The organism is Desulfobacterium sp. N47 (assembly GCF_051233685.1).
In the GTDB taxonomy this organism is placed as follows: Bacteria; Desulfobacterota; Desulfobacteria; order Desulfobacterales; family RPRI01; genus RPRI01.
Genome location: NZ_JBAMMY010000033.1, coordinates 17,704 through 35,419, shown reverse-complemented (window position 1 = coordinate 35,419; position 17,716 = coordinate 17,704). Strand labels below are relative to the sequence as shown.

The following is a 17,716-nucleotide window of genomic DNA, read 5'->3' as shown; positions in this document are numbered from 1 at the left end:
TTATCGATTTTCCGCCTTGGTTATAGAAGGAATAAAAATAGAAAACGTAGTTCCCCGGCCAGCTTCACTTGTCACCTTGATATTTCCTCCGTGGTTTTTAATAAGTGAATAAGTTACGGAAAGGCCAAGACCAACTCCTTTTCCAATGCCTTTTGTGGTGTAAAACGGTTCAAATATTTTTTCAAGAGATTCGGGAGGTATCCCAGGCCCGGTATCAGTAATATCAATTCGTATAAAGCGGGGAGATTCCGGATATGCTTTTATCTCTATACTTCCGCCATTCGGCATGGCCTGATGAGCATTAATCAGCAGATTTAAAAAAACCTGCTGTAAACTTCTTAAATTCCCTTTTATTTGCAGTAAATCCGGGCTGAATATGATGTTCAGTTTTATTCCGGAAAACTTGATCTGGTTCTTTATTAATTTTATAGTACTGTTGATTACATCTTTGATATCCAAATCCGAAAAAGAAGACTCCTCCGTGCGTGAAAAATCCAGCAGATTTCTTACGATATCATTTGCTCTTTCTACCTGAGCAATAATATCGTTAAGCATCTCCTTCCCTTCGGGATCAAGCCGTTCGGAATATTCATCCAGGAAAGTTTCGGCGGTTAAACTGATATTGTTTATCGGATTATTCAGCTCATGAGCAATTCCGGCGGTGAATGTACCCAGGGCAGCCATTTTTCTTGATTGTAAAAGGTTTTCCTGGTTTGTCTCCAATGCAGTAGCCATAAGATTAAATGCTCTTATGAGTCCTGAAATTTCATCATTATGGGGATCTTTGAAAGAAATCGGCGTGAAATCCCCGCTTCCCACCTCTCTTGTTTTCTTTTTAAGCATACTAAGAGTATAAAACAAACGCCTGGAAATAAATATGGAAAATAAAACCGTAACCAGTATAAATATGCCGAGAAAGGCGAAAGGAAGCAAAGATATGCGATAGATGGTTTTGTGTATTTTATTTCGCTTTATTTTTATAAGCTCATTTACAAAGTCCACCATGCTTTTGCCTTCTGAACGCATCTGCTCCTGATTGATTCCGGCTACTTCGCCTATGTTTAATTTTAAGCGTTTCATATTTTGATGATAGGCGCTGAGATTTTGCCTGAATTCCGAAAATCGTTTCATTCCGTTAAGCCTGATAATATCTGCCGACAGCTCTTCCACCAATTCATCGGTTCGTTCAAGATAAGTGATTACCTCCCCAACACTTTCCTTGTCGTAATAAAGAAAAATATTTTTTTCAAATCTGCGTACCTCAAGAATATTATTTGCCAGATCACTGAATCTTTCACTCAAAACCATAAGTTTATTGATATATGAAAAGCTCCAAAGATTCAGGCCGGTTAATGTACATACAGAAAAAAATATGATGCAGGTGGCAAAAATCAGTTTTGAGCGTATCGTTTGAAGCATTAAAATTCTCCTGTTTTGCATTTCACAGCTTATCAAATATTCATTTTACATGTTTCAATATGGCACAAACAAATATAATAATCCATTTATTTTTTCATATTGAAACATACATGTTTTCACAATTATTCAGCCAATCGATAGTATATATTATATTATCATAGTGTTATTGGCATTTGACCAATTTGGCCCTTCTATTGCTTATATTGATTACATAAAGAAGAAGATAAGGAGAATAATGGAAAGAATTCTCGTAATAATGAATGCTCAATATGATGCCTGGGAAGCTCTTGGCAGAGCGATTTCTCTTGCAAAAAGAATCAAAGCCACAGTCTTTGTACTCAGAGTTTTTAATCCTGAGGCAAAGGAAGGTGCAGCACAGGAACAATTCATGAAAAATTCAGCAGCATGCCGTCTGGAAAGTATAATTCAAAATGCAAGATCAGATTCAGTGAATATTGAATACTTTGTCACTGAAGGAGATTTTAACGAGGAGGTGATCCGTTTTGTAGAACACAATAAAATAAGTTTGCTGATAATGGAACCCGGAATTCTGGAAGGGGATATTTTAAAAAACTCCGAAAAAGGATTATGTCCTACAAAGGATATACTCTACCACATTTCATGCAGAGTGGAAGTAGTTTCTCCTAAAAACCATTTTAAGAATATTAAGGAAAGGTGATGAACATATGTATGTATACCTACCCATAGCAGGTAATGCTGTGAACATCTTTGTTATACTAGGCCTCGGCGGTCTGGTCGGTCTTTTATCGGGAATATTTGGTGTTGGAGGGGGCTTTTTGATGACCCCGTTACTGATTATGATGGGTATTCCCCCAACAGTGGCTGCGGCTTCCGATTCAAATCAGATTGTGGCAGCCTCTGCTTCAGGAACCTACGCACATTATAGATTAGGGAATGTGGATTTTAAAATGGGACTTGTACTTCTCATCGGTGGAGTTGTCGGGGGAACCTTTGGAGTCCAGCTGGTAAAAATACTGAGGGCTACAGGTAATGCCGATTTTGTTATAAAGATTACCTATGTAGCTATGCTGGCTATAATTGGCGGCTATATGTTTGCAGAAAGTATCCAAAACATGAAAAAGGCGCCGGCAACCGAAGAAACTTCGTCCTCAATTGCAAAGCCTCCTTCATTATATGCCCGAATGATGAATATCCTTCCTTTCAAAGTCCATTTCGACAAATCCGGAATTAATATCTCCCTTATTGTGCCTCTCATTCTTGGAACGCTTGTCGGTGTACTGGCGGCTATCATGGGAGTCGGGGGAGGCTTTATCATGGTTCCAATCATGGTATATTTATTAAGAATGCCAATGCATGTTGTAGTTGGGACAAGTCTTTTTCAGATATTTTTCACATGCGTAAACGTAACCATTATGCAGTCACATATCAATCACAGTGTTGATTTTATACTGGCCCTCGTACTGCTTGTCGGGTCCTCAGCCGGTGCCCAGATAGGAACGCGCATCAGCAAACGTCTAAAAGGAGAACAGATAAAAATTCTGCTTGCAATAATCATTTTAATAGTAATGGTTCAGATGTTGTTTGGGCTTATCATGACACCTCATTTACTTTTATCATATATAGGAGGCCATTAATGAACCTACTATTATTAAAGCGCCCCGTTTATCTGTTTTTTATTGTTCTTTTGGTACCCGCAGTTTTTATTTGTGTGAGCCATGCCCAGAATTCTCCGGTAGGTGTTGATGTTATTCAACCAAAAACAATTCAGATCAAAAGTACTTTTTCAGGAGGAAAAATTACAGTAAGATCAGTAATTCCCGCACAAGATAAAGTAGCCTTAAGACTTATTGGCCCTAAGCAAAATCTGGCTTTAATGAGAAAGGACAGAGTTAAGGGATTATGGATGAATGTGGAACAAATCCATTTTAAAGATATACCCAATATTTATCTTCTCTGGACTTCAAAAGATTTATCTTCCTTGGAAAACAGGGAGAACCTTAAAGTCATGAAACTGGATTACGTTTCTCTGCTTGCCGATAGTCTGCCGGAAACAAGCGCGGATAAAGAGCCGGATAAATCTGTTCTGATTAATGAACTGATCAAATTGAAAGAAGCTGATAATCTTTTTAAGATATCTGATGGAACGGTCAGTATCAGACCATCGGAACAAGCAGGTTGGAATCAGATTGATGCGGTATTGGATGTGCCGTCTAAAATTGCTCCCGGAACCTATACTCTGGATCTGGTTGCTCTTAAAGACGGAAAAGGAACATTGCTGCAATCAAGCGAGATCAAGGTAAAATTGGCCGGGGTACCGGCTATAATATCGAATCTGGCATTCAAAAAAGGCCTGCTATACGGAATACTGGCTGTTATCATAGCTACCTTCAGCGGATTACTGATAGGTATCATTTTTGAATCAAAGGGAAGCCATTAACTATAATGAAACTATCTGAGAAAGGACTCAATCTGAATGATAAATCCTTTTAAATTATTATTCGGGAGCAACAAAAACGGAGGAGAGTTGTCCCTTAAGTTTCTTTTTCAGACATTCAGGGAACTATTGGTATATAATAATAAGGCTCTGGATCTAATGGCAGACATGGGTGAAAAACTTAGCGGTGATTATCTTTTTGACAAGCAGTATATTGAGTCGGTTACAGATGAATTGGAAGATATGGTTTATAAAATAGTATATGATCTTAATCTGATAACCTCCAAAAAATATCTGGCTCTTTTTGATGTATTTGAAAAAACAAAAATAGAAATACGGGGAGAACTAAATTCTCAGTTCACTCTTCCAAAAGGAGATTATGTTTATTCAATTAGTGATCTTACCAAAGAAATGTCCGATTACGCCGGAGAAAAAATGGCTACCCTTGGCGAACTCAGAAACCGTCTTGATTTAAAAGTTCCGGAAGGCTTCGTGATATCAACCTATTCTTTTAAACAATTTATTGAATACAACAGGCTTGAAGAATTGGTTGCTCCATTATGTGAAGGCAAATTTAACCAGGAGGTGATGGAGAAAAAAGCAAAAGAGCTGAAGGAAAAGATATTGCAGGCAAAAATACCTCCTGAAACCAAAAAAGCGATCCGCAAGAAACTTTCCTCATGCGAATCTAGTTCTTCAGACAGATGGGCGGTTCGAAGCAGCGCAGTTGGAGAAGACAGTCAAATAAGTTATGCCGGCCAGTATACAACTGTGCTGAATATTCCTTCCTCGCAAATAGGCTCTGCTTACAAACAAGTCGTAGCGAGTCTTTTCTCTCCCCAGGTTATAGTTTATCGTAAAGAAATGGGAATTAAGCAACAGGAAATGGCTATGGCTGTAGGATGCCTGCCAATGATATCTCCAATTGCCAGCGGAGTAATTTATACTGCTGATCCTAACGGGCTGGAAGTTGATAAAGCCATTTTGTCGGCTTGTTGGGGGTTGGGTAAGGCTGTGGTGGACGGAGAAATGGAAGTGGATCAATACAAGGTTTCGAAGACCTCTCCATATACCGTTTTATGGCAGCATATCGGCAGAAAGACTAAACAATACGCTATGTCTGAAGATAGCGGAATCGAATTGGTTCCTATGTCTGTGGAAAAGCAGGAAATTGCATGCCTGAATGAAACTATGATGCATAAACTTATAGAAGGGGCCATCCGCATAGAGCAATATATGAAGTCCTTTCAGGATATCGAATGGGCGATTGATAAGTATGGACAAATTACATATCTCCAGGCCCGGTCTCTTAAGCTTTCAGAAAAGCATGCGTTAGATAAAAACCGGTTGGTTACAGCTGCCAGAAACTATCCTGTTCTTTTAAAGAACAAAGGAGTAGTTGCCAGCAGAGGGATAGGCGCTGGAATAGTTTCCCAGGTTAAATCCGAACAGGACAGTCAGCATTTCCCACGCGGAGCAGTACTTGTTATAAAGCATACTTCTCCGCGAATGTCTAAGTTGGTTCCTTTGGCAAGCGCGGTAGTAACCGATATAGGAGCGGTTACAGGTCACATGGCCACGATTTGCAGAGAATTCAGAGTTCCCACAATTGTAGATACTTCTCTTGCAACTCAAATCCTGAAAACAGGAATGGAAGTTACAGTTGATGCTGAAGAAAATATTATTTATCAGGGGATTATAAAAGAACTTTTAACAGCTCAATTGATTGAAAAAATACCATATGAAGAAACTTATGAATTTAAATTGCTTAGAAGGCTGTTGAAAAAAGTATCAACCCTTCACTTAACGGATCCCCAATCAAATGAATTTGATCCTGCTCATTGCAAGACATTTCATGATATCATCCGGTTTGCCCATGAAATGGCAGTAAGAAAAATTGCCCAGGGAATTCAGCCCAGACAATTAAGTTTTATACACTCCATGACAAAACTAAAACTGAACATACCTTTAAATTTAACTGTCATTGACACCGGAGGAGGAATTAAAAAGGGGATTTCCTCAAACGAGATATCACTTAAAGAACTCTCCTGTGAACCCTTGCTGATTCTGCTGGAAGCTCTTACTGCTCCCGGTGTATGGCAATACCAGCCCGTCAACCTTGATTTTAAGGGATTTATGTCCAGCTTTACCAGCAACCGTTCATCACAGTCTCCGCCGGACAGGATTAATATAAATTTAGCCATCATATCAAAGGAATACATAAACCTCAACCTTGGTTTGGGATATCACTTCAATATGGTTGATGGGAACATGTCCGACGACAGGAACGACAACTACATCTATTTTCGCTTTTTTGGAGGAGTCACAGAAATCTCCCGGCGTACAAGAAGAGTAAAAGTGCTGGCACAGATACTGGAAAAAAACGATTTTTCAGTTGAACTCAAAGGAGAGTTGATTATAGCCAGGATAAAAAAGATTGACAAGCCCCAGATGGAAGACAAGTTCCGTCTGATAGGCCGATTAATAGGCTATACCCGCCAGTTAGACGTACTATTGCGTAATGAAAATGATATTGATTTATTCGCAAACCAATTTCTAAACGAAGAGGATTCTATTCTTGTCAAACCGGAGGAGAAATGAATAAAACCAACAGCGTAATGATTCTGGATGATGAACCGATTGTTTGTAAACGGTTACGTTCAACTCTGGAAAAAGCAAACATGGAAATAGAAACTTTTACTGATCCTAATGAAGCCGTAAAAAGATTTTCCGAAAAATTTTTTCAAATATTGATTACCGACCTTAAAATGAAAGAAATGGACGGAATTGATGTATTGAAGTTAGCCAGAAGAATTTCTCCGGAAACAAAAGTTATCATCATTACAGGAGTTGCAACGGTTGAAAAGGCCAAAGAAGCCTTAAAATTAGGGGCATACGATTTTATCGCCAAACCTTTTAAACTTTCCCAATTGCGAAATCTTGTAATGAGAGGAATCGGCCTTTCAGAGTGAAAAATCATTCAGGAAATGTAATTATAAAAAAATAAATATTCAGATAAAAAGGAGAACAAATGGCTATTATAACTATTTCCAGAGGTACTATGAGTGGTGGAGAATCTTTGGCCAAATGCATTTCTGAAAAATTAAAAATTCCGGCCGTCAGCCAGGAGATTTTAAAAGAAGCTTCCAACCGTTTTGGGATATCACAACCCCTTCTTCTCCAGCAGCTGGAAAAAACCAAAGGATTGATTCATGGTAACTCTACAGAACGCGGTCTTTATCTTACAGCCATTCAGCTTGCTTTGGCGGAAAGAGCACAAAAAGGTCCTTTTGTTTATTATGGACATGCAGGTCATCTCCTGTTAAAAGGAGTTCCACACGTATTAAAAATACGCGTAATCGCTCCTCTTAAAAGCCGTGCCCGAATGTTGGCAGATACACATAATATTTCATTTGAAGAAGCAAAAAAAAGAATTGATAAACTAGATGAGAGCCGGGTAAAATGGACCCGGTTTTTATACAATGTTGATTGGCGTGACCCGTCTATATATGATCTTGTCATTAATCTGGATGCTATAAGTCTTGAAAGCGCTTGTGAAATAATTATCTGCACCTTAAAGCAAGCCGAATTTAAGGAATCACCGGAGTCCAAAAATATTATTGATGATTTTCTTCTGGCATGCCGTGTAAAAACCGCATTGGTTACCCATGACCAAACTAAAGGACTAGGGCTGGATGTATCATCTAACAAAGGAGTAGTTATCATTACAGGTAGTTTTGAAACCGGCGGAATATTTTCAAGCGGAAAACACAGAATTAAAAATGATCTGATCGAGGTTGCCAGGCAGGTTGAAGGAGTAAAAAATGTAGAGATAGGTTTAGAAAATATTCCCGTGGCATTGGAATAACTAAAATTAAAAAAGAGGGAAAGCATATGGACAGTGAAACGGAAAATGGAAAAGAGCGTCTTGCCTTTGGAAATCAATTTTTTAAACTATTGGAAGAAGAGAAAGAAGTACTTGACGGGCTTTTGGAGTTTGCCGGCAAGGGCAGCAAGCTTGAAGAAGAACGTACTCATCTGTCCCGCGAGAGAAATAGCCTTACCTCCGCTTTAGTGCAAAATTCCCATAAGCGCACTGACCTTGCTGTTGAGCGTACAGAGTTGAACAAGCAACTGGTTAAAAGTTCCGATGTGCGTACGCACCTTGCTGATAAACGCACAGAAATGGCCGATGTCCGCACAAGCCTGATGCAGGAACAGACCAGACTTTCCGGCAAAAGCACAGAACTTGCTTTAGAGCGTACCGGACTGGCAAATAAACGAACGGGAATGGCGAATACACGAACCGCTTATTCTCTGCAACGCAGTGAATTGGCGGAAGGCAGAAATCATCTCGCCGTTACAAGAACTTATTTATCATCTCTCAGAACGCTTTTGGCCAAGGAAAGAACTATGCTTGCTTTTATCCGCACCGGTCTGGCATTGATTGCCCTGGGCATGGCCTTAACCCGCTATTTTGGCGTGGGCCCATGGACTCTTGTGGATGGTTTCCTGATCCTTGTAGGTATCATTACAATGGGTTTTGCAGTTAAAACTTATTTTAGCACATACCGGCAGGAAAAAAATATTATGCTTGTTCTGAATGAAAAACTCGGCATTATTGACAACTATGCCCCATGATGACTTCGTATTTCTTATTAAAGGAGGTGAGTAATGAATAATATTGATAGCGGCTCTGCCGTTAATTCTATAAAGCTTAAGATCCTTATCTTAGATGATGAGCCTATAGTATGCAAACGTTTGAAGCCGGCATTTCAAAAAGCCGGTTACGAAGTGGAAACATATACCAGCAGTGCGGATGCCATGCAAAGAATACCGGAAAAAAAATTCGATATTGTAATTACTGACCTTAAAATGGAAGGGGTTAGCGGCATGGAATTTTTAACCGAGGTAAAAAGGCAGTTTCCTCAAACTGAAATTATAGTTATAACCGGGTTTGCTACCATGGAGGCGTCGAAAGAATCACTTCAGAAAGGAGTCTTCAGATTTGTAGCAAAACCGTTCAAGCTTGCAGATATATTGGAAATAGTAGAACAATTGAAAAATGAACGTTTTACAAAAACAAGCTGATAATAAATGAAAAATTTATTACTTCGATTCCTGCCCAAGTTTCGCCGTTCAAATCAGCATCCTGAGTTGATAAAGTCTTTATTCTCAAAATTTCAGATCATTCTCGACATGAACACTAAACTGCTTGAAAAAATGGCGGTTATGGAACGTGCTTTAGGAGGAGAATATATATTTGACAAAGCGTTTCTGGAAAGCTCCGTCAGCGAAGCAAGTCATCTGGTATACCAGGTTATATACAGTCTCAACACACTCACGGAGAACAGATTTCCGGAACTTTTTGACCAATTTCAGATTATAAAGACATATCTTGAAGATATTTTAGTCGGAGGATTAGGCCCTTATGCAGGCAGGCTTATCCTGCCCTATTCTTCAATCCGCATAGAAATGTGGCACCTTGCCGGTTTTATGAGCGCCAGCCTGGCTGAATTCGGCCAGCATTTAGGCCTCTTTGCACCGGATGGCTTTGCAATCACAACAACAGGCATCCGTACATTCATGCAAAAAAATGATCTTTATCATAAAATTAAACAAATCTCAGAATCGCTGACAACGGATAAATCAAAGGATAGAAATGATCTTTTGACGGATCTGATAAATAATTCCGATATCCCTGAAGAACTTGAGAAGGCTATACTTGATGAAGTTATAAAACTATCGGATCGGACAGGAAAAAATACCTTGCTGATGCTTAGAGCCGAAAATGTTGAACACGAAACTCACGATCAGTTTACAAACATATACGATGTGTTACCTTCTAATATTCTGGATGCATTTAAACAGAGCATAGCCGGATGTATAGCAAAAGAGGCAGAAAATTATTTGCAGGAAAATCCCGAAAAAGAAATTTCAATTGCTGTCGCTGTTTATGAAAAGATACAGTCCAAAATTTGCGGAACTGTTTTAACATTAGATCCAAAGCGTTTGCCTTTGCAGGTTGCCGGGGTTGCTGTTAGCTTAGACAATAATTTATATGATAGCAAAGAAACACAGGAAAAAGTGGAATATTTTAGTGTTCAAAGGTTTTATCCGTTTGATACTGTTGAGTCGGTAATACTACCCAAAGAATTAACAGAAAGGCTTGCCGATGGAAAACACAGCCTTTCAATTATGGATAACGGCCATCGTCGCGGATCTTCTTTGATCCGTAAAGATACTCTCATATCCGTAGTCGATTCAGCAATGGCTATCGAGCGCACATTCGGAAAACCCCATAAAGTTTTCTGGTCGCAGGAAGAGACAGGGCGTGTAGTAATTACGGAAGTAAGGCCTCTTTCTTCTGTTTTATATGATAATATTTCAGATGAATTATTAATTGATGAATTGAACAAACAGCTTGAAAAAGCTACAGTATTGCTTGATGGTGGAGAAACCGCACAAATGGGAGTAACCACGGGAAAGCTGGTTCATGTAACAGGCAACTACCATTATGACTCATTTCCGATAGGCGCAATAGCTGTATCAGACAAAGCAAGTCCGAATCTTAGCCCGCTTCTAAGGCGTGCTGCCGGCCTGATTACTCAAACAGGGTCATCCATAGGTCATTTGGCTTCGTTAGCCAGAGAAGTGCATGTGCCGACAATTGTCGGAGCCTGCAATGCGCTGGAACTTTTAAAAGAAGGAATGATAGTCACTTTGGATGCAGGAGACTGCAAAGTTTACCATGGAGTTATTGAACCTCTTGTTAGATATCGATCATCCGGTATGGAGCTTTACCCTACAGATCCCGAGTATGTTATACTTCGGCAATTACTGCGATGGATCATTCCGCTCAATTTGACTGATCCTGATTCTGCGGATTTCAATTCTGCCAATTGCCGTACATTTCACGATATCATACATTTTTCTCATGAGATGGCTGTTGAAGAATTGCTTAATATCCGGACAAGACACAAAGAACTTAAAGGAATTGAAGCCAGGCGTCTTAAGCTGGATGTCCCAATTGACATCCGCGTTTTTGATATTGGAAACGGAGTGCTGAATTCAGCAGAAAAAGAACTCCATGTCAATGACATATCATCACTGCCTTTTAAAGCCTTTCTGCAGGGTATCAATACGGATGAATTGTTTGATCAGCAAGCAGGCTCGGTAGGTCTGCGTGAAATACTTTCCGGGATGGACAAAACATATACAGCTTTAAACACTCCGGCTGAATATTCAGGACAAAATCTTGCAATAATAGCAGAAAATTATATTAATCTTACACTTCGTTTAGGTTACCATTTCAATGTCATGAATGCTTACCTTTCGGAAAATCCAAACAAAAATTTCATATATTATCGTTTTGTAGGCGGATTTGCTTACATGGACAGACGGATACGAAGAGTAAAATTTATAGCTGCTCTTTTAGAAAATATGGACTTTAAAGTAACCGTAAAGACAGATCTTGTGATAGGAAAACTTAAAATCATAGACCGGAAATTCATGGAGTCTGTCTTGAATATTCTTGGTGAATTAACTGCTTTTACCCGCCAGCTTGATATCAAAATGGAATCCGAAAAAAATGTGGAAGAATTTTTGGGCCTTTTTACTAAAAGGTCAAAAAATATTATTCTTACAAACAGGATTAAAGAACAGGATCAGTCATGTTCGAAATAATAAAAAAATATCGGGAAAAACGTAAGAACAAAAAGCTGAAAAAAGCAGACGAAATCATCCAGAATCTTAAAGCCCGGTACCATACATTTCGTATTATTCTTATAAATAACGAGCGGGCACTTAAAATTTTAAATGGAATAGATTTGAAATTAAAGATGAAAAGTCCGTCTTTAAGAGACATAATTGATCAGTCGGAAGAACTTTTAAGTATTTGCTACGAGCTTGTTGATGGTCTGAATCGTCTTAGTTATAATAGGTATTTAAAACTCTATAAATTACACGAAATATTAAAAGATACCATAAACAAAACTCTTCCTGACGTATCGCAGGAATCCCTCGATGGACCTCATTGCCTTTTTTTCGATGAAATAACACCGGATACAAAAAAGATGGTCGGAAGCAAGGCAGGTTCTTTGTCGGACTTGATAAAAATTAACATGCCTGTGCCAAACGGCTTCATCATTACCATAGATGCATGCAAACACTTTCTCCGTGAAAATGACATTGAAACCCCCATAAGACAAAGTCTCCGCAAGCTTGAAACCGATGAGAGCTTTCTGAACAATCTTGATGATATTACAGGCAATATCAAAAAAATGATTGTATCCGGAAAGCTTACAGATGAATTGGGGAATGCATTAAAAACTGCATACAATCATCTGGCGGGACCTGATAATTCGCCGATATCTGTTAGAAGCAGCGCAAGTGCGGAAGATCAGATATCGCATTCTTTTGCAGGTCAATTCAAAACTGTTCTCAATGTAGTCTCTTTTGATGGTCTGGTGGATGCCTTTAAAGAAGTCCTGGCGAGCAATTTTAATACCGGAAGCATTATTTACAGATTGCATGCAGGCCTTCCGGTGACAGATTTTAATATGGCAGTACTTTGCCAGATTATTGTTAAAGCAAGAACCGCAGGAGTTCTTTTTACTGTCGATCCTGCTTCGCCAAAAAGCGATCGAATGCTTTTAAGTGCGGTAGCAGGCTTGGGTAGCCTTGCAGTCGGAGGTGAAGTCCCGGCAGATATGTATCATCCTTTACGTTCGGGAAAAGAAACACAAATACCTTCCGAAATTGCCGAAAAGTCATTTAAGGAGGTTTGCTCCCCGGAAGGCGGCATACATAGAGAAGATGTTTTGCCTGAGCAAAGAAATCTGCCTTTACTTTCTGAAAATGAAATTCACAGCCTCACGGGATTGGGGCTTATGATAGAAAGCCTGAGCGGTAAACCTCAGGATATTGAATGGGCTATAACTGAAGAAGGTGTGCTTTATATACTGCAATCCCGTCCATTTCAGTTTGCAGGAAAAAAATCAGCAGTTCAGGAATCAATACGCGGCAAGCTTCTTATACAGGGAGGCGCTTTATCTTCTTCAGGAAGAAGTATAGGAAAAGTAAAAATAATACATTCATCTTCAGACATTAACAATTTTGAAACTGACCCCATAATAGCAGTACTTCACCAAAGCCTTGTAGAAGTTGCAAGGTTTATGCAGAATATCAGCGGTATTGTGGTTGACAAAGGAAACCCTGCAGATCATCTTTCAAATGTTGCCAGGGAATTCGGAGTTCCAATGCTTACCCGTACTGAAAATGCAACTCACATTCTTAATAATGATCAATGGGTTATTATAGACGCCGATCAGGGCATAATATTTCCGGCACATGAGGAGGCTTTGAAAACTCTTCAGACAAAAAAGGCTTTCGCACCATCTGTAAAAAAGCTGCAGGATAACAAATATGCCGATTTTCCCGAATCAGAGCGGCTGTATAATTTAATTGTTCATCTTAACCTGACGGATGCTTATGGTTCTGCTTTTTCAATAATGGAATGCCGGTCTGTGCATGATCTCATACGCTATATCCATGAAATGGCGGTTCTTACAATGTTTGAAGCAGGAGACGAAATTACTGAGGAGGCTGGTTTTTATATTCACCGGCTCGAAGAAAACATAAATTTTCATTTTCTGATAATCGATATGGGCGGAGGACTTGTACCGGATCTTCATACTATGAAAATCAGCACATCTGACATTCTTTCCACGCCTCTTCTTGCCCTGTGGAATGGAGCCACAACACCTGGACTTCGCTGGAATGTGTCCCCACCGGCGATGAGTCTGCAAGGACTTTTCGGAAGAAGCATAACAGATGCAAGCGGTCCAAGGCCTGTCGGAAACAGCAGTTATGCTATTATCGCCAAAGATTATCTGAACCTTAACGCCCGTATAGATTTTCATTTTACTCTGGTTGACACCGTATGCGGCAGAAATTCCAGGGATAATTATATACGTTTCCGTTTTAAAGGCGGCGGAACTGCAATGGTGCAAAGAGAGCGGCGGACAATGCTCATAGCTGAAATTCTTAAAGCATATGATTTTTTTACGGACTGCAAGGGGGATCTGGTTACAGGAACTATTGCGGAAATGTCTCAGAGTGCAACGGAAGAAAGGCTTGTAATGCTTGGGCGGCTTTTAGGCTTTTGCCGTCTCATGGATGCAATGATGTATAATGATGAAACACCAATTATTATAGCACAGGCGTTTCTTGACGGAAATTATAGTCTTGAAGGACTTCCTGTTCAATTGTAGCAAGAATATAGATACGATTTGGTATCAGGCATGAAAAAAGCGAAGATCGGGAAGCAAAACCGCTGTTAGCATGTTTCCATAAACCGCTCCTGTATCGATTCCTATCATGCCCGGAGCAACTAAAGGCATTTCAAAAGGTGTATGGCCGAATACTACTGTGTAGCCCAGCTTATGTTCGTACCTTAAAAAAGTATCCCGAACTGAAAGCAGCCTGTCTAAAGAACATCCATCCGGATCTTCACCTGGTATCACTCCCGCATGGATGAAAAGATAATCATCTGTTTTATAGTATGTAAGTAGTCCGTTCAAGAAATCGAGATGTGCCGGTGGCAAAAAGCCAAGATCGGAAAGTGATTGAAACTTTGCATCGGAATAACTTTTAAGAGTCGGCTCTACATCCATTGAACGTAGCAACCTAAGATATTCCTGATCTTTGGTTTGGGCATACTCCAAAAGCGCATGCTCATGGTTACCTTTTAAAAAAATAATATTTTCAGAACTTTGCTTTAGTTTAAGAAGATATTCTATAACTTCTTTTGATTGAGAACCTCGGTTAATATAGTCCCCAAGAAAGATCAGCGTGTCGGAATGAAGGTCAAATGGCAATCTGTCCATCAAACTTATAAGCTTATCATAACAGCCATGAATATCGCCAATCGCAAAAATTTTACCTGTATTTTTTTTCATGTATAAATTTTCCCGACGGGAAATACCTTGTGGCAATAAAATGGTGTTCAATATTTTTCTTCAGACAAGATATTCTGAGGTCACTGTCTCACAAAAACAATTGCCGCTTATGGAATTTGCAACCGGTTATGCTCAAGAAATCGAGTTAATATTATCAGCAGCATTATTGGTAATAATTTTAACATTTGTGATTATGTTCTTCAAGACATTTTTCCGTAATTTGATAAATCACGCCAAAGAATACCGGAATACATTCGAGATAATCGTCCTTATTCCGGGGGTTGCCGGTAAGGCTCTGTGCAAAGCAAAAGAAGTTTGAAGAAACCGTGTTATTGTGGGGCAACCCTTTAATTTATCTACTATAAAAAAGCATAAAATGTGGTTAATAAAACAAGATCGCTAATATCTATTGGCATAAATATAATGACCTCGGTAACTATGATATATTATTCATATGGAAATACGCGTTTATTGTTTTTTTGACTGATAATGATACCGTAAAAGATATCCGGTTAATGGTTCAACTTCAAAAACTATTGACATTAGTTAAAAACTGTCATAAAAAATTGCATTTCGCGGGCGGGCATAACTCAGCTGGTAGAGTGCAAGCTTCCCAAGCTTGGAGTCGCGAGTTCGAATCTCGTTGCCCGCTCCATAGTGAATTCGCCTTTTCCATATAAAAAGGCTTTTTGGCAGGGTCGATGAATATGCAGTTTGGAGATACTTTTTGAGTATGTTTAATTTTAGAGCTATGTAGTTTTTATCGATCCATTTTTTATATTAAGTAGCATTTTCATAAGGAGACGGGCTGAAGCCCGTTTTTTATTTTAGTAAGGCTGTTGAACTTGATTATAGCACAACAGCAGAACGAGTGTTTGCAAACCACGATTTGGGGTGATGGTTTGGATATTATTAACTGAATCGGCGAGCAGATGCATATATTTTTATAAAATTTTATTATATATGAAAAAGCAAAAATCCGAAACAGGGTATACTAAACCTCTAACCCGGGAAGAATTAATTGCTAAAATTAAAGAATTTGCTGATACAATATGTGAATCGAAAGGTATTGAACTGGTTCATATTGAATATCAGAGGGAAACAGGAGGTAGAGTAATTCGTCTTTATGTTGATAAACAGGGTGGAGTCACACTGAAGGACTGCGCCTGGGTAAGTCATCAATTAAGTGACATTCTGGATATTAATCTGGATACCGATTGGCCCTACAGCCTTGAAGTTTCATCACCAGGCGCTAATCGTCCTTTAGGAAAACCGGAGGATTTTAAAAGGTTTAAAGGAAATACGGCAACAGTCAGAACTATAGTGCCAGTCGAAGGGCAAAAAAATTTTAAAGGGGTTCTGCTTGGCTTTAATGATGGATTTGTTAAACTTAAAATAAATGACAAAATGGTCGCTATCTCTTACAAGGAAATCGCAAAGGCGCGGCTTTTCAACTATAACGGAGAAAACGGATGCTAATATCAGAAATAAAACGTGTTGTTGATCAGGTCAGCCGGGACAGGGGAATTGATAAGAATGTCCTAATCAAAGCAATTGAAGAAGCGCTGAAATCTGCTGCAAGAAAAAAATATGGAAATAAAATAGATATAGAAATTCAATATAATGAAGAAAGCGGCGATATTGAGGCTTTTCAGTTTAAGAAAGTAGTTGAAACTGTTACGGATAGTATGACACAGATAAGCCTTGAAGAAGGGCAAACACTGGATCCTGAATGTGAAATTGGTGACAGTCTCGGTACCAAAATGGATACTACGGCATTTGGCAGAATTGCTGCCCAATCTGCAAAACAGGTGATTATACAGAAAATGAAAGATGCTGAAAGAAATGCTGTATATTCAAGTTTTATTGAGCGTAAGGGCGAAATAATAAACGGCATTGTCCAGCGCATAGAACATTCGGGAGATATTATAGTGAATCTTGGGCAGACGGAAGGTATTCTGCCGATCAATGAACAGATTTCAAAAGAGACATATAAACGTGGTGATCGTATAAGAGCGCTTCTCCTTGAAGTATTGCAGGATTCCCGGGGACCTCAGATTGTTCTTTCCAGAACGCATTCAAATTTTCTGGCAAATCTTTTTAAAACGGAAGTTCCTGAAATCAGTGAAGGAATTGTCAAAATAATGGGAGCCGTTCGAGAACCGGGGGTTCGTGCTAAAATAGCTGTATCCTCAAATGATTCCGATATTCATCCGGTAGGTGCCTGTGTGGGAATGAAGGGTAGCCGGGTTCAAAACGTTGTTCAGGAATTAAGAGGTGAAAAGATTGATATAATCCCCTGGCATGTTGATTCAGCAAAATATGTATGCAACGCTTTGGCTCCTGCTGAAATAATAAGGGTGATTATCGATGAAGATAATCATGCGATGGAAGTTATTGTTCCTGATGAATCTCTTTCCATTGCCATAGGCAAACGCGGTCAGAATGTGCGACTTGCTTCAAAATTGACCGGCTGGAACCTGGATGTTCAAAGTGAATCGCATTATAATGAGGTTCTGAAAAACGGCTATGATTCGCTTGTATCTTTGCCCGGAGTAGGCATAAACCTCGTCAATTCACTGATTGAAAAAGGTTTTACATCTGTGGATGAAATCAGCAATGCTTCGGCGAGCGATTTAATGCAAATAAAGGGTATTGCCAAAGAAAAAGCCGAGAAACTGATAAATTCTGCGACAGAGGCAATTTCTAAAGATGAAGACAAAGTGAGTGCGGAAGAAGAAAACCCTGACATCGAAAATAATGTTTCATAATGTTGCGATATAAGTTCCGTAGATATAGTTTATGATCCCAAAAAACAGATAGTTGCTGTATATATAATAATCTATTATAATATTAAAGTGGCAATTTTGATGGATTCATAAAAAGTTATTATTTTGACTTTTTACGCAGATATAAATTA

At 39.1% G+C, this 17,716-nt stretch carries 15 protein-coding genes and 1 tRNA gene; 14 read left to right on the top strand and 2 right to left on the bottom strand.

The window, feature by feature from the left end:
• Window positions 1-1,419 carry an ATP-binding protein gene (locus tag VXK47_RS01770; RefSeq protein ID WP_435547060.1) on the bottom strand — a complete coding sequence of 473 codons (1,419 nt, stop codon included), beginning with the start codon at window positions 1,417-1,419 and terminating at the stop codon, window positions 1-3.
• A 235-nt stretch (window positions 1,420-1,654) separates the two neighbouring features.
• Here VXK47_RS01770 and VXK47_RS01765 point away from each other — a divergent pair, with 235 nt between their 5' ends.
• From VXK47_RS01765 to VXK47_RS01720, 10 genes are read left to right on the top strand one after another with little or no spacing between them, the layout of a single operon-like run.
• Window positions 1,655-2,098 (top strand): universal stress protein, encoded by a 444-nt coding sequence (locus VXK47_RS01765; protein ID WP_435547059.1) that lies wholly within the window; start codon window positions 1,655-1,657, stop codon window positions 2,096-2,098.
• Window positions 2,099-2,105: 7 nt separating this feature from the next.
• Window positions 2,106-3,035 (top strand): sulfite exporter TauE/SafE family protein, encoded by a 930-nt coding sequence (locus VXK47_RS01760; RefSeq protein ID WP_435547058.1) that lies wholly within the window; start codon window positions 2,106-2,108, stop codon window positions 3,033-3,035.
• Entirely contained in the window at window positions 3,035-3,838 is an 804-nt protein-coding gene (locus VXK47_RS01755; RefSeq protein ID WP_435547057.1) for a TIGR02186 family protein, read from the top strand. Before VXK47_RS01760 ends, VXK47_RS01755 begins: the two co-directional genes overlap by 1 nt.
• A gap of 36 nt (window positions 3,839-3,874) precedes the next feature.
• The gene (locus VXK47_RS01750; protein WP_435547056.1) at window positions 3,875-6,436 is read left to right on the top strand and encodes a PEP/pyruvate-binding domain-containing protein; all 2,562 of its coding nucleotides are present in this window, start codon (window positions 3,875-3,877) and stop codon (window positions 6,434-6,436) included.
• Complete coding sequence (locus tag VXK47_RS01745) at window positions 6,433-6,807, top strand: response regulator (protein ID WP_435547055.1); 375 nt, start codon at window positions 6,433-6,435, stop codon at window positions 6,805-6,807. Before VXK47_RS01750 ends, VXK47_RS01745 begins: the two co-directional genes overlap by 4 nt.
• Window positions 6,808-6,866: 59 nt before the next feature.
• The gene (locus tag VXK47_RS01740) at window positions 6,867-7,703 is read left to right on the top strand and encodes a cytidylate kinase family protein (protein WP_435547054.1); all 837 of its coding nucleotides are present in this window, start codon (window positions 6,867-6,869) and stop codon (window positions 7,701-7,703) included.
• A gap of 26 nt (window positions 7,704-7,729) precedes the next feature.
• On the top strand, window positions 7,730-8,476 hold the full coding sequence (locus tag VXK47_RS01735; protein WP_435547053.1) for a YidH family protein: 747 nt from the start codon (window positions 7,730-7,732) through the stop codon (window positions 8,474-8,476).
• A 33-nt stretch (window positions 8,477-8,509) separates the two neighbouring features.
• Window positions 8,510-8,926: a response regulator gene (locus VXK47_RS01730; protein WP_435547052.1), complete on the top strand. Its 417-nt coding sequence runs from the start codon at window positions 8,510-8,512 to the stop codon at window positions 8,924-8,926.
• A 6-nt stretch (window positions 8,927-8,932) separates the two neighbouring features.
• Window positions 8,933-11,521, top strand: coding sequence for a PEP/pyruvate-binding domain-containing protein (locus VXK47_RS01725; protein WP_435547051.1), 2,589 nt, complete (start codon window positions 8,933-8,935; stop codon window positions 11,519-11,521).
• Window positions 11,509-14,109: a PEP/pyruvate-binding domain-containing protein gene (locus VXK47_RS01720; protein ID WP_435547050.1), complete on the top strand. Its 2,601-nt coding sequence runs from the start codon at window positions 11,509-11,511 to the stop codon at window positions 14,107-14,109. The genes VXK47_RS01725 and VXK47_RS01720 overlap by 13 nt, the downstream gene beginning before the upstream one ends.
• 24 nt (window positions 14,110-14,133) lie before the next feature.
• On the opposite strand, the gene VXK47_RS01715 is transcribed toward VXK47_RS01720, so the two are convergent.
• Window positions 14,134-14,796 (bottom strand): metallophosphoesterase, encoded by a 663-nt coding sequence (locus VXK47_RS01715; protein WP_435547049.1) that lies wholly within the window; start codon window positions 14,794-14,796, stop codon window positions 14,134-14,136.
• A 40-nt stretch (window positions 14,797-14,836) separates the two neighbouring features.
• On the opposite strand from VXK47_RS01715, the gene VXK47_RS01710 reads away from it, so the two are divergent.
• The 4 genes from VXK47_RS01710 (at window position 14,837) to nusA (ending at window position 17,567) form a co-directional block, all read left to right on the top strand.
• Window positions 14,837-15,115 carry a hypothetical protein gene (locus VXK47_RS01710; protein WP_435547048.1) on the top strand — a complete coding sequence of 93 codons (279 nt, stop codon included), beginning with the start codon at window positions 14,837-14,839 and terminating at the stop codon, window positions 15,113-15,115.
• Window positions 15,116-15,375: 260 nt separating this feature from the next.
• A tRNA-Gly gene (locus VXK47_RS01705) sits at window positions 15,376-15,451 on the top strand.
• A gap of 308 nt (window positions 15,452-15,759) precedes the next feature.
• Window positions 15,760-16,275, top strand: a complete 516-nt coding sequence (rimP, locus tag VXK47_RS01700; RefSeq protein ID WP_435547047.1) for a ribosome maturation factor RimP — start codon at window positions 15,760-15,762, stop codon at window positions 16,273-16,275.
• Window positions 16,269-17,567, top strand: coding sequence for a transcription termination/antitermination protein NusA (gene nusA / locus VXK47_RS01695; RefSeq protein WP_435547046.1), 1,299 nt, complete (start codon window positions 16,269-16,271; stop codon window positions 17,565-17,567). Before rimP ends, nusA begins: the two co-directional genes overlap by 7 nt.
• The last annotated feature ends 149 nt before the right edge of the window (window positions 17,568-17,716 follow it).